Source organism: Bifidobacterium sp. SO1 (assembly GCF_018555335.1).
Taxonomy (GTDB): domain Bacteria; phylum Actinomycetota; class Actinomycetes; order Actinomycetales; family Bifidobacteriaceae; genus Bifidobacterium; species Bifidobacterium simiiventris.
This window is the reverse complement of sequence record NZ_JAFEJR010000019.1, coordinates 49,233-61,786: the sequence shown is the minus strand read 5'-3', so window position 1 is coordinate 61,786 and position 12,554 is coordinate 49,233. Positions and strand designations below refer to the sequence as shown.

Sequence of the window (12,554 nt, the reverse complement as noted above, 5' to 3'; positions counted from 1 at the left end):
AATCAACGCCAACGCGATCTTCCTGAACTCGTCATCATAATGACGTCTACGGTCCCCAGACATAAAAAACCGCACCTCCGATTATCGAATCTGAATTACTCCAGTCCAACAATCAGGGTGCGGTTCAAACCGCAGCCCCTTGCACGATCACTAAACCAGCTCTTTCAAAATAGGAATATGCTTCAACAGGAAGACCAGCAATGCGGAAGCAAAGAAAACAATAAGCGCACCAAGACAGGGCCACCACCAGAGGATAACCTTAACATGGAACAGTCTGACCACAATAATCAACAAATATCTATGCACTAAATAGATACCAAAAGTGTATGCCGAAATTTGTGCGAATAAAGACGACACACGACTTCCCAAGCTGTTATTCGAAAACAACGCCTTACATATTAAAAACACGGCAATTGGCCATAGGAAATAAGCTGATTCAAAAATAGTGGCGTTAACAAGCTTATTCGAAGCAAAACTTGCAGTTAAAGAACCAAGAACCGTCGAGAGAACTGCAAGAAATCCCAGCACGATCAATGCCCTCGTTATTCTCTTGTCAATATTATTATTTGATAACAAATATCCAAGTAAGACATACACCAAATCATTAGCCGTAAATGGATTATCTAAGATGGAATTGACTTGTACCCCAATCAACGGAAGAAAAGCTTTCGCAGCAGTGAAAACCAAATACCAAATAATCAGAAAAGAGAATATGTCATTTCTCTTCGAAGAAGGAATGCATGAAAATACAGGAATAGCTAGATAGGCCAAGAATAGCGGGATGAAAAACCAATAGACATTAACCTCGGGGATAGAGGTTGTGATAATCATATTAATGTAATGCGCAATACTTGAAGACGGCGTTGAATGAGTCAAAAATCTGGAGAAAAGTAAGCCTATGATACTCCAGAAAAGAAATGGGATAACCGCACGCCGAATTCGTTTTTGCGCATATTTTCCCGTAGAGTACTTCTCGCGATAGTCCATCAAAGTCGCCCCCGTAAGCATGAAAAAAATAGGGACGGCAAACTTCAGTGATTTTTCAATTATTAAATTCATCACCCAAGTTTTTGTCGGTCGAAAATTCCAATATGCCTCATTAGTATGCATTAGCACAACGGAAAAAGCCGCAACCACGTTAAGAATATCATAATAAACAACACGCTTAACAGACGCGACATGCCGTTCCGAAACAACACTCATAATACTATATGACCTTTTTTGTTCAAAAGATTGACATCTAATTATACTGGTAATCACAAAAAGATACTATTGATTCCTCGTATATGTCAACAACTTAAACATCACATCAAATCTATCAACATTCATTTATATCTATTTAATCAAAAGAGCATACCTCTTAAACCCAGGAATATACGAAAGAATCCATCCGATAAAGAATGAAATCAAAATCACCAGTAGAACTACAATGCAGTACCGAAGCCTAAACATACGTGGCAACAAAGAATAAACATGGGATTCCACTATTGGGATAATAAGAATATGAATTAGATACACAGAGAAAGAAAGCTGAGACAAATATCTAAAGAAGACACAAATCCTATCAGGCAATATAAGTGACGACAATAATTTCCTAAGAATCAAAACAAGAGCACAGGCCGGAAGGAGGACGAACATACTGCCATAAAACTGCTGAGCACTCCCTCTCTTTAATTGCAGGTAGGTCAGACCTATATTACCAAAAAGGCTCAAAAAAATACTATGAGAAGATACGGAATGCGTATTTCCGACAGAAAAGTTTCATGTATTTTATATCCAATGAATAGATAAACCATCCAAATAGAACCACCCCAAACTGAAGCACCAAAAATATTCATCTCAAGCACTGATTTGATATCTTGGCGAACTTCAAACGATTTAAAAACCTGCTGAAGTGTACATACAATCAAACTAAAGTAAGTAATGCAGAATAGGATAAGCCGAGTATATAAATCATTCTTTTGGACCAAAGAGGCAAAGATTGGAAGTCCTAGGTATAGGCCTATTATCATGGGCATAAACCAAAAAGCTGACCCTGTATCCCCTACAAAAAAAGCAATCCTCACAAACCGGAGAGTTTGATTTACTCCTATATAGCCATTCCTTAACGTATAGAACATATAATAGAGCAAATTCCATATTTCAAATGCACAAAATAATGGGAATAGATTCCTTTTCAAGAATTTATTTAAATAAATACCATCATAACGACGAGGAACCATCAAAAAACCAGTAAGCATAACAAAAACAGGAACACCCATCCATCCCAGAGAATAGATAAATGAACGCGTTACCATAGGCCATGTATTATTATTTACATGGCAAATCACCACCAAACAGATGGCAAGAACCCTTATTATATCCAAAGAGACATCTCTGCTTTTTCCCACTTCTACCTCCGCTTCTCGCCTAGGTTCGATAATGATTCTTTTATACTCTTCTTGAATTTAAGAAATGCGATAAACCGAAACAGGAAAACAACAATATCTGACGAGCCGAATACAATAGAGACCGATAGAACAGAGATATTGTCGGTAGCCCACAGGATCAAACAAGCAATGAGATTGATAATTGCACTGACCATAATTGCCGCATTCGCATAGGTCGCCTTTCCAAGCGGGGAAAGTGCGGGATACCCGAACATGAAGCCGAAGAAACCAAAGAATACGCCAATCACCAAAATACGAAGATACTGACCAGCGGTCGCGTAATTATTACCTAAAATAATCGAGCAAAATTGATCAGCGAAAACAAAAACAAACGAACATCCGGCAAACCAGAACAAGCCACCAAAAAGAAGCACCTTATAGAACATGCTATAATCTTTCTTCCTTACCATAAATGGGTAAAGAGAATCACCAATTGGAGGAATCATCTGCTCACCTGCGGTAGAAATTTTTGTGGCGCCGGAGAACAAGCCCATTTCAATGGATTCTGGAAGAAACTTGACTCCAAGAAAAATAGCACCAAGCGAACCATTGATGCTCACCGAAACACGTGAGATAAAGAACCAGAAGCTTCTCTTGATTGCAGCCAATATATCGGCAACAGATACAATCACAAACCTTATCTCATCTTTACGGATCAAGGAGAACGCCCAAATCAAAGCGATGGTATCAAACACTATCATTGATAACGGATAAAGAATCAAACCACTATCATTCTTAACGAAGAGCAATGTCGTTACCAATATTCCTGATTTAGCAGTCACGGCACGAATAGTAATAGCTCGCATCTGCTCAATGCCACGGAAATACGCATCGGGAAGGAATGCTTTGGCAATTGAATCCACATAGAATAATGAAACTAGCAGCATATGCTGGCGGAGGTTTTCATTAAAAGCTACACAAATCACAAAGGCAACTGTAGATACAACAGCAAGAACGCCTTTAGCGGCCGTCATTGAGGAAATTAATTGGGAAACAACCCTATCTTCTTCCCGATGAACCGATATCTCAGCAGTCGTTGAGAGCTGGAAACCAAATTCCACGATCATTTGAAAGACCAAACAAAGCGAGGTGGAGAATCCGATCAGACCAAACTTTTCAACACTGAGAACACGCGATAAGTAGGGGAATAGAAGAAGACCAATAAAATAATTAGAAAAAGTAAGCGCATAAAGAAATAACGAATTTTTCAAAATACGTTTTCTGTCGCCCATTGCTCACACCCTCTGCTTTTTCCCGAACTTATAACGCCAAACAACCGCACTATATGCCGTAAGATAAGGACTTATCAGAATAGCAGCAGACTTCAATAGCTGCTTCTTCGAGAGATTCCAGGCAAAACTCTGAACAGCCAACTTTCGGCAGGACCTTGAAATATTTCGATAAAATGACTTGTGACTTTTAATGCCTTCTGCACGAATTAAATGCTCAATGGCATATATAGAGGTTGTAAGATACTGATATTCAAGAGCATTATCAACTGCTTTTGAACGCGGAACAAGATGCGTCTTAATGTAATCCATATTCTCGACCGCACCAATCGCCTGTTTTTCTATATTTGGCTTTTTGGTTGCAGACATGGAATTGTCGACATTATATGTATATACGCGCCTAAGTCCTACAGCGATACGATTAGCTTCCGGCAAGACCTGTGTATTGAACTGCATTCCTTCACCGGTCTTTGATTCAAGACGGAATTTTTTACCAGAAATTAGCGTTTTCCGATACAATCGATTCCAGACACCTACATGAATACGATTATAGAAAATATCGCAGAGCATGTCATCGGAAGTAATGCACGAGAAAGCATCATTTGTAATCTGCGTTCTAAACCGAGAGGTAAAGAAATTGCGGCTTATAGCCACATCAGCATCAAATTTTGCAATCAGCGAATACAAATATTCCACGTAATCAGGTTCAAGCCAGTCGTCAGCATCAACAAACGTAATATATTTACCATGACAATTTTCGAGACCAGTATTGCGTCCTCCAGATAATCCAGTATTCATCGAATGATGCAGGACATGAATTCTTGAATCAATTTCAGCAATAGAATCTATAATATGAGAAGTCTGGTCCGATGAACAATCGTCAACAACAATTATCTCAAGATTCCTATATGTCTGGTGCAAAACAGAATTTAAACACCGTCGTATATACTGCTCTACATTGTAAGCATTCACAATCACAGAAATCAAAGGATTTGATATAGGTTCAATCTTTTTACACATAGTTATGCCTCACTGTCTCACGGGAAACTATATTCTCAAGGAACTTATCCACTTTTTTTCTTTCCGCTTCGAGAATTGCATTGACTTCATCAAAATCCACATGTCGATTCACTATATCCAGATCGTCATAGTCTTTTGCATGCATCTGCTCAGAATTAACCAATTTGAGGAATTCCGAGATACGACCCGAATATGCATTAGGATACACGCAGATTGGCTCAGTGTTAAGATTCATCGAGAAAGCCGTGGCATGGAACGAGTCGGTAATGACATATTTTGCATTATCAACAAGCGTTATAAAGTCAAGAATATCCGGAATCACCAGACTCTTCCCCGACCGAAATATTTGATCATATCGAGTACAGAAGCGGTACAACGGCAATCCTGTTTTCTTGGCAACACGTTCTGCATAACGGTCAAAATCAGCATTGCGATTCAAATTGTAAATAAGAATATATTCTTTAGGCATGTTCTTGATGGCATTACCAACCTTCCTCCAAAATTCAGGAGGCATAGCCAAGGTTGGATCCACCACTCGCTGCACATTCGAGAAACCGTATTGATTCTTGACAATATCCACTCCGCTTTCTTCACGGACGGTAATCTCTGTAAAACGGTCAATGTACCGTTTTGAGGATTTCACCTCATCGTCAGGGAGTGTTTTCCTGCCAAAACTCGAAGCATAGGCATACTTCGGTTTCCCGTCCGGCACAAAACTCAAGTAGAAGTAGGGAATGACTCCGCCATTCCAACCGGCATTCCATACCTGATCGCTACCCGAGAAGTAGACATCCGCATCATCTCGGAAATCATTAAAATCAGCCTCAGAATAGTAGACCTTGTCAGTCAGATTGAGATTATTCTTCCTAAACGTTCCAAATACGCTCTTCCAGCGTAGTAAGGTCGGCAAAATAGCCAGGGCTCGTACTGGATTCCCTTGCGCAAATGTATCCAGAAGACCCTTGCCATATGTATCCGGACGACGATAGTCGATGAAGGTAACGTCGTCAAAGTATTCCTTAAGCTTCTCCTGTGTAGCTAAAGCTTGTAATTGTGTTCCATAGTTATCAACCTGATGGAGAGTGATCACTGCAGCTTTCATAAAACCCTGACCTTATATAGGAGATGGATGGTTCAATAATATAACGGAGGCACAATCACATATCGCGCAGAGATGTGAAGAACCACATAGGACAGCAACAGAGCTGTACCCTATTGACGCAGCAATTCATATAATGCCCAGCACCGGTAGTAAGCCCAATATCCCATCTTGAGCAAACGTATTGCGAGCTTATCGCGGCTCGGGGCTTTCGGATCAATGAGAATCGCATGTTCGTTAGCAAGCACGTAACGCCTCAATTCGTCACGTTGCGTGCGATCCGCACCGGAAACCTGTTGCATATAACGCAATACACTCAGTCGAGCATGAACTTGTCGCCTCACGCAAGCACCATGCAAAGCAGGATCGCAATTCTCAGCCTCACGCACCAGTCTGTCCACTGAGTTGATGAATTCGAGTCGCCTCGACGTATATCCGCCGCTTACGATCGAATCATCACGTTTGCAGTAGTAATATACCGGCTTGCTCGCAAAAACGTATGATGACGTCATGTTAAGTAGATCACCAAAAATGTATGTATCCTCATATAGACGGCCCTTGGGATATCGCACATGTTCAAATAACGATCGGTGATACATCTTAGCCCATGCCGATACATTGACGATGCCGTGATATAGCACGCTTTCGAAAGCCTCACGTCGGCTAAGCACAGTCACCGGCTTATCGGCATGATAGTCCAACTCATTGCCCTTGGGCCGTGCGACATAATGCCCGGCTCCTACCATTTTGCATCCGGGAGCATACTGAAACAGAGATAGCAACACTTCCAGATAGTCTTCGGTCACGTAGTCGTCGGAATCGATACATGTGATGTACTCGCCACGAACTCGGTCCAGCCCGTAATTTCGAGCGTCGGACAAGCCACCGTTCTTTTTATGCAGCGATATGATTCGCCCGTCTTTCTGGGCCCATGCATCGCACTTAGCACCGGAACCATCGGTGGAGCCATCGTCCACAGCCAACACCTCAAAATCCCGGAATGTTTGATTGCAAATGGTCTCGAAACATCTGTCCAGATACTTCTCAACGTTATATACCGGAAGAATGATGCTGACCTTGGGAGTCACGGTCTCAGAAACTCTTGTCATACGTCTTCCCTCCAAATTTTGCCATGAGGAATCCGGTGCCCTTTTTCCACCAGTCCACAGGCTCTGGGCTCACCACCGGAAGTTCGGCATAGGAATAACCGTTGGTCTCTAACCATGGATCCAACAGACGCTCACTTACGCGACCAAGATATCGCGCATGAAAAGCATCATACTGAGCCGGATCCAGACGCCGTTCCAGTTCAAAAAGGATGGGGAACATCCATGCGCAATACTGATCAAACTTTTCATGGCTCATAATAAACATATTGAAGATATGCGCTCCACGAGCCTGCATGAGACGATCCCAGGCAGACACATAAGCAGGAGCGAGGTCCATGAGCACCTCACGGCACTGGTCAAACTGCTCTGCATGAAAAGTGTGGCCATAATGGGAATATACGGTTTCAATGTAGTAATTACGCCGCTTCGCGACAATGATGTCATGATCACGGAGAATGGCTCGGACCTCATCTCCAGTTACAATGCGATCGAAACGATCGTTAGCAGTAAGTCTTTTCCACATGTTCCGAGTGGCCAAATGACGCCTATAATGAACCAGTCCTTTATATGCGGAATGATCGTTCTTCCACAACCAGTACAGACCAGTAAGCTCTGAATAATATCCGTTGCGGTTCGAAATATTGTCACCGGTATCATCACCTACCATGTCCGGACAAACATCAGGATGCAATGCAGCCCCGACATGCAACGGAAGATACATAGGATCTGTGGGCATACGATATGGCTTGTGCGTTGCAACACCAACGCATATATCAGTATTACGTTCGAACCTTGTCATAAATAATTTCACCTGTACTACTAAATGGATAATATATAATGCTTACGGTTCAGGAAAAAGAAACATTAGGTGCAAATATAAACGTATAGGGCATGACATCATTACCATTTTTTATGAAAATGGTAACAACAGTCAAGAGAACAAAGTAAAGCAAGAAAGTTCCTGCACACCCGAATTGCACCACACGTTTCTTACATCCTGCAATGAGATACACGATTGCAGCGTAATAAAACATCCAGAAGAATTCCGACATTCGAGTCAAAACCATGACTCCGTAGAAAGCATTCTGAGATATAACGAACAAAGCGGTTCCCGCCATAACAACATCGTCGGAGGAAACAAGCAGATCCTTTTTCTCTTGGTTGCCCACCTTGGCAAAAAAACGAGATAAAAGATTACTCTTCCACTCCGTTAACGAGTATATTATCAATACGGCATTAGGAACGACAAGCTTCAATAATGCAAATTTATTACGATCAAGGAATTGCGAATCATTCAGGTAATGCTGCCAACGATCAGGAACAAGCGGCTCAACCAATAATATTAATTGGTGAATATCAACAAGAATGAATATCAAAGACAAGCAATATAAAATAATAAGGAAAACGTGCGTCACCTTTGACTTCATTAAAACCGCCAGGACAGGAACAAGTATGAAAATTATTGCGGCACTATGACACGATACGGCAGCGGCAAATACAAACAACGATCCAATCCAGTGCTTCCTAAGAAATAAGAGGAAAGAAATGAGGCACAGACTGATCGCATAATACTGACGAACTAAGTTAAGAGACGAAAAGAAAGCACCACCGAAATAGAACAGCACCACGAAAAGAGACCAGTATCGAGCTGGAACCAAATAGTATGCCACGGCAAATATCGATCCGCAAACAAGCAAGCCGCCTACTACAAACAGAATCTCTACCGGTAATCCTAACTCACTGATTAACAGGTTGAAGTAAGCATACCCCTTTTCCACATAAACTTCATCTGGCCCGGATTCCTGTATCCAGTGGAATATATCGATATGATGCTGGTAATCTTTACCAACATCATATCGTAGGGCAGTTAGAAGAAATAAGATAAAAAGAGGAGCACCTAGATATGAGCCCGCATACATATAAGCATGTGTAATGTTTCGTATATGAATGGCCTTTTCAGAAGCATGCTTCAGACCAGTATCTAGCTGACTGACACTAGTCATATAATTGACTATTGCAAAAATAAGCAATACGACAAACACCGACGAATATATGATCATGGTAAATATCTTTCACATGTTGTCATCATGCTTTGCATAACGAAGACCAGCGCAAGAAAAACTATGCCGCAAACTCGGGAGATCAGCATCCCGGCACGATGTCCAACGCATGCACCTCATTATGCTGCGAGAGCAACAACGCCACAGACAACCCCACATAACCAGTACCAGCAACCGCGATCTTCATAGTTCTTCCCATCAGCTCGACGTTCGTTCAGGCATCGCCGCCGAAACGGCAACAATATACAGAATTATATGGCCGCAGGGGGAGAAGGCAAGGCGGTGACCTCTTATACCAGTCTACGGGATACGCTCAGCAGGGAAAGCAGCCGAGATCCTGTGACTTCGGCATCGCAGCCGCCTCACCGTTTACTTAAACGGCTCACCGTCCCTGCCCATAAAAATCTTCAGTACTGTACTCCTTCCATTTGAGATACATTTCTCGATAGTTCTTCTTGATGAACCTTTGGATGGTGGCAACTTCTTTCGCGGTGAGTCTTCCTTGCCGTTCAAGGGTTGTATCGCCGTTGGCCTTCACAAAGAACTTCGCCGATCCCGCTTCCGTGAGTTTGGTGTCACTCGCATGTACATGCATGCATTCGATGACACAGAACGAAGTGAAGTAGAGATAGTACCCAGCAACCATAAATTGGAAGTACTTAGGCATGAGCTGTCTCCAAGAATTCCTTGTTGTTTTGGTAATAATCCCGCACAATGCCCACTTCCAGATCATTCATACTGGTTTCAAGCACATTGCCCTCATCATCAAGCACTACAGCCGAATCCGGCGAATTAAGGTTCAGCACCTTAACGTGTCCGTCCTCGGTACGAGTGAATGCGTAACCATTCACAATCATTCCCGCGGCACCGGCCACTGCTGCAATATCAGGCATGGGACACCTCCACCTTCTTGATCGGACGCAAGAACCTGTCGGCATTGATGTAGAGGTCATTGAGCACCGGAGCAAGATCAATGTACTCTTCCTCAGAAGAATCGTTGTGACGGTACTTCGCATCCACGACGAGATAACCGTTGTCCCATTGCTTGACTTTAGTGTATCGTTCCAGCGAATAGGGAGCACGGAACCTGATACGAGCTTTCCCGTATTCGAACACAGTGAATCCGTTCTCAGCACTCAGATACGCGGTATCGTTTACCAAGTCGGAAGCATCAGCAGTCAATGGCATGGTCTGACTCCTTCCCGATCAACATCGCTAACGGTCTATCTAATTATAGGTAGATGTACCAAGGAACCTGCAGGCGATTGATTCATACCTTCGTCACAGTCTAGAACGGTCGGTTTCAGCACTCGATACAGTCTGCACATCCGATCCCGGATCGAAGACGACCGGCGAAGACGCGCCCCAGTCATCGACCGATACAAGCCAATCAGCCAAAGTAGGAAATGAAAACGGTCCAAAACAGGAAACGAAAACGGTCCAAAACAGGAAACGGGAGCACAGCAACGACCACCGCAGCCGCCGCATATCAGCCAAATATAAGGCCTCACGAGACATCATCACCACCTTCGCTCACCACGTTGCGGCCGAGATCCGGGCGTGACCTAGCCACGCGGCGCCCGCGGTCCGGCCGCAATCTCCACAGTCCGCGCACCCCCAAAGACGCGGACGCATAGTAAGGTAGAGAAGCAGTATGGGAAAATGGGGCGCTCCGCTGCCGCGGTGCGTCGGTCGCGCGGTGGATACAAACCCCACCTCCCTTCGCCGCGCGTCCTTACCGAGCAACAGGGGGGGGGGAGAAGACTATGGCGGAGAAGAGCACGACACTGAAGATGGAACAGGACGAGGACATGGCCACCCAGGAGATCCATGTCACCTCGCCTCGCGCCCGCGTGGTGGGCATGCGCGTCGACAGCGGTCACGCCAGCGACGACTACTACCAGCAGCCCATCCAGACCACGTTCTTTGACGGCTCCTACACGTCGGCCGCGTCCAGCACGCCGTCCGCCGCGGCATCGGCCTCGCGACTCGGCAGCGGCGCCACCGGCACCGCCCGCAATGCCAGCGCAACCACCCGCACAGCTCGCGCGATGCCGACCATCCCCGCCTGGCAGCTGTACTACAATCTCGCGCTCGTTCTGCTCGACGCGATGATGATGCTCCTGAGCTGCTCCATCATCTACGCCGTGCGTCCCGACATCATCATGACGGTGACCGAACAGCTTCCCGGCGGATTCCTGATCACCACGATCACGTTCTGCGCGGTCTGGATCGTCTCGCTCGCGATCATCAAAAGCTACCATCGCCACACCATGGGCGAGGGCTACTCGCTGTACGCGAAGATCCTCACCGCCGCGCTCATCGACTTCATCGCCGTCTGCTCGATCGGCTTCCTGTTCAACGTGCCGTACCCGCGCACGCTGGTCGTGCTGGCACCGGTGATCGCCGCCGTCATCACCACGATCGAACGCTGGATCATGCGTCGCGTACTGCACGCCAACCGCCGCCGCGGCGAATTCAACTTCCCCACCGTGCTCGTCGGCTCGCCGCAAGGCATCCACGAGACGATCGACAAGCTCACCACGACCATGGGTCTGTCCGCCGGCTACGCGCCGATCGCGGTCTGCCCCATCGCCGCGGTCTCCAACGACAGCGACCCGGACGCGCCGCAACACCTTATCGCCGTGCCGTTCGAACCGCGCAACGACCAGGAGGCCCGCCTGCGAGTGCTCGCGCTCAACTCGCACCTCGCTCAAACCGCCAAGCATCTCGGCGCGCAGAGCGTGCTCATCACCGACGTGCTCACCCGCGATTCGGAAACCATGCGCACCCTCTCGCTCGCCGTGGAATCGGCGAACATGGAACTCGCGATCACCGCGTCCGTGGCCGACATCGGCGGCGGCCGACTCGTGCTGCGCAACGATTCCGCACTGCCGATCCTGTCCGCCAGCCTGCCGCAGTACTCGTGGCCGACGCGACTGTGCAAGCGCACGATGGACATCCTCGGCTCGCTCGTCGCGCTCATCCCGGGCATGATCATCATCGGACTGGTGGCCATCGCCATCAAGCTTGAGGACGGTGGCCCGGTGTTCTACAAGCAGGAGCGCATCGGCATCTACGGCAAGCCGTTCTACTGCCTGAAGATCCGTTCCATGCGCGTCGACGCCGACAAGATGGACGCCGAAGTGGCCAAGGCCGCCGGCGTGGAGCTCGGCGCCACGTTCAAGGTGAAGAACGATCCGCGCATCACGCGCGTGGGCAAGTTCATCCGCAAGACCTCGATCGACGAGATCCCGCAGTTCATCAACGTGATCCGTGGCGACATGTCGCTCGTCGGCCCGCGACCGCAGCGCCAGTACGAGGTCGACCAGTACTCGCCGCTGTATTCGACGCGACTGCTCGTGCGGCCGGGCATCACCGGTCCGTGGCAGATCGGCGGCCGCAACGACCTGAGTCAGGAGGACGCCGAGTTCCTCGACGTGAACTACGTGGAGAACTGGTCGTTGATGACCGACATCGCGATCCTCATCAAGACGGTCGGCGTGGTGCTGCGCGGGGATGGCGCGTACTGATCGGCGCGCGATGCTGTTGCTGGCGGCACTAGCGTGCCGCGGACGCTCCCCCAGTCAGCCTGCGGCTGACAGCCC

General features: G+C 46.5%; 12 protein-coding genes. 1 reads left to right on the top strand and 11 read right to left on the bottom strand.

Annotated elements, in window-relative coordinates; genetic code table 11:
- Window positions 1–150: 150 nt before the first annotated feature.
- The 11 genes from JS541_RS12520 to JS541_RS12470 all read right to left on the bottom strand — a co-directional run bounded on the left by JS541_RS12520 (window position 151) and on the right by JS541_RS12470 (window position 10,134).
- Window positions 151–1,203, bottom strand: coding sequence for an acyltransferase (locus JS541_RS12520; RefSeq protein WP_214374817.1), 1,053 nt, complete (start codon window positions 1,201–1,203; stop codon window positions 151–153).
- Window positions 1,204–1,709: 506 nt separating this feature from the next.
- Entirely contained in the window at window positions 1,710–2,390 is a 681-nt protein-coding gene (locus tag JS541_RS12515; RefSeq protein ID WP_214374816.1) for an acyltransferase, read from the bottom strand.
- A gap of 2 nt (window positions 2,391–2,392) precedes the next feature.
- Window positions 2,393–3,661 (bottom strand): oligosaccharide flippase family protein, encoded by a 1,269-nt coding sequence (locus tag JS541_RS12510; protein WP_214374815.1) that lies wholly within the window; start codon window positions 3,659–3,661, stop codon window positions 2,393–2,395.
- 3 nt (window positions 3,662–3,664) lie between these two features.
- Window positions 3,665–4,678 (bottom strand): glycosyltransferase family 2 protein, encoded by a 1,014-nt coding sequence (locus tag JS541_RS12505; protein WP_214374814.1) that lies wholly within the window; start codon window positions 4,676–4,678, stop codon window positions 3,665–3,667.
- Window positions 4,671–5,780 carry a polysaccharide pyruvyl transferase family protein gene (locus JS541_RS12500; protein ID WP_214374813.1) on the bottom strand — a complete coding sequence of 370 codons (1,110 nt, stop codon included), beginning with the start codon at window positions 5,778–5,780 and terminating at the stop codon, window positions 4,671–4,673. Before JS541_RS12500 ends, JS541_RS12505 begins: the two co-directional genes overlap by 8 nt.
- Before the next feature lie 110 nt (window positions 5,781–5,890).
- The gene (locus JS541_RS12495) at window positions 5,891–6,886 is read right to left on the bottom strand and encodes a glycosyltransferase family 2 protein (RefSeq protein WP_214374812.1); all 996 of its coding nucleotides are present in this window, start codon (window positions 6,884–6,886) and stop codon (window positions 5,891–5,893) included.
- Window positions 6,870–7,685, bottom strand: coding sequence for a DUF4422 domain-containing protein (locus tag JS541_RS12490; protein WP_214374811.1), 816 nt, complete (start codon window positions 7,683–7,685; stop codon window positions 6,870–6,872). Before JS541_RS12490 ends, JS541_RS12495 begins: the two co-directional genes overlap by 17 nt.
- A 49-nt stretch (window positions 7,686–7,734) precedes the next feature.
- Window positions 7,735–8,946 carry an EpsG family protein gene (locus tag JS541_RS12485; RefSeq protein WP_214374810.1) on the bottom strand — a complete coding sequence of 404 codons (1,212 nt, stop codon included), beginning with the start codon at window positions 8,944–8,946 and terminating at the stop codon, window positions 7,735–7,737.
- Window positions 8,947–9,328: 382 nt separating this feature from the next.
- Window positions 9,329–9,613: a DUF4160 domain-containing protein gene (locus JS541_RS12480; RefSeq protein WP_214374809.1), complete on the bottom strand. Its 285-nt coding sequence runs from the start codon at window positions 9,611–9,613 to the stop codon at window positions 9,329–9,331.
- Window positions 9,606–9,839, bottom strand: a complete 234-nt coding sequence (locus JS541_RS12475; RefSeq protein WP_214374808.1) for a hypothetical protein — start codon at window positions 9,837–9,839, stop codon at window positions 9,606–9,608. Before JS541_RS12475 ends, JS541_RS12480 begins: the two co-directional genes overlap by 8 nt.
- Complete coding sequence (locus JS541_RS12470) at window positions 9,832–10,134, bottom strand: hypothetical protein (protein ID WP_214374807.1); 303 nt, start codon at window positions 10,132–10,134, stop codon at window positions 9,832–9,834. The genes JS541_RS12475 and JS541_RS12470 overlap by 8 nt, the downstream gene beginning before the upstream one ends.
- A 578-nt stretch (window positions 10,135–10,712) precedes the next feature.
- Between JS541_RS12470 and JS541_RS12465 the strand changes: the two genes are divergently transcribed.
- Window positions 10,713–12,479 carry a sugar transferase gene (locus tag JS541_RS12465; RefSeq protein WP_240539361.1) on the top strand — a complete coding sequence of 589 codons (1,767 nt, stop codon included), beginning with the start codon at window positions 10,713–10,715 and terminating at the stop codon, window positions 12,477–12,479.
- Window positions 12,480–12,554: the final 75 nt, after the last annotated feature.

What these genes read in the sequence shown, in the direction of transcription:
- JS541_RS12510 (WP_214374815.1), bottom strand. Translation starts at nt 3,661, where the DNA reads ATGGGCGACAGAAAACGTATTTTGAAAAATTCGTTATTTCTTTATGCG.
- JS541_RS12465 (WP_240539361.1), top strand. Translation starts at nt 10,713, where the DNA reads ATGGCGGAGAAGAGCACGACACTGAAGATGGAACAGGACGAGGACATG.
- JS541_RS12490 (WP_214374811.1), bottom strand. Translation starts at nt 7,685, where the DNA reads ATGACAAGGTTCGAACGTAATACTGATATATGCGTTGGTGTTGCAACG.
- JS541_RS12475 (WP_214374808.1), bottom strand. Translation starts at nt 9,839, where the DNA reads ATGCCTGATATTGCAGCAGTGGCCGGTGCCGCGGGAATGATTGTGAAT.
- JS541_RS12520 (WP_214374817.1), bottom strand. Translation starts at nt 1,203, where the DNA reads ATGAGTGTTGTTTCGGAACGGCATGTCGCGTCTGTTAAGCGTGTTGTT.
- JS541_RS12485 (WP_214374810.1), bottom strand. Translation starts at nt 8,946, where the DNA reads ATGATCATATATTCGTCGGTGTTTGTCGTATTGCTTATTTTTGCAATA.
- JS541_RS12500 (WP_214374813.1), bottom strand. Translation starts at nt 5,780, where the DNA reads ATGAAAGCTGCAGTGATCACTCTCCATCAGGTTGATAACTATGGAACA.
- JS541_RS12480 (WP_214374809.1), bottom strand. Translation starts at nt 9,613, where the DNA reads ATGCCTAAGTACTTCCAATTTATGGTTGCTGGGTACTATCTCTACTTC.
- JS541_RS12470 (WP_214374807.1), bottom strand. Translation starts at nt 10,134, where the DNA reads ATGCCATTGACTGCTGATGCTTCCGACTTGGTAAACGATACCGCGTAT.
- JS541_RS12505 (WP_214374814.1), bottom strand. Translation starts at nt 4,678, where the DNA reads ATGTGTAAAAAGATTGAACCTATATCAAATCCTTTGATTTCTGTGATT.
- JS541_RS12495 (WP_214374812.1), bottom strand. Translation starts at nt 6,886, where the DNA reads ATGACAAGAGTTTCTGAGACCGTGACTCCCAAGGTCAGCATCATTCTT.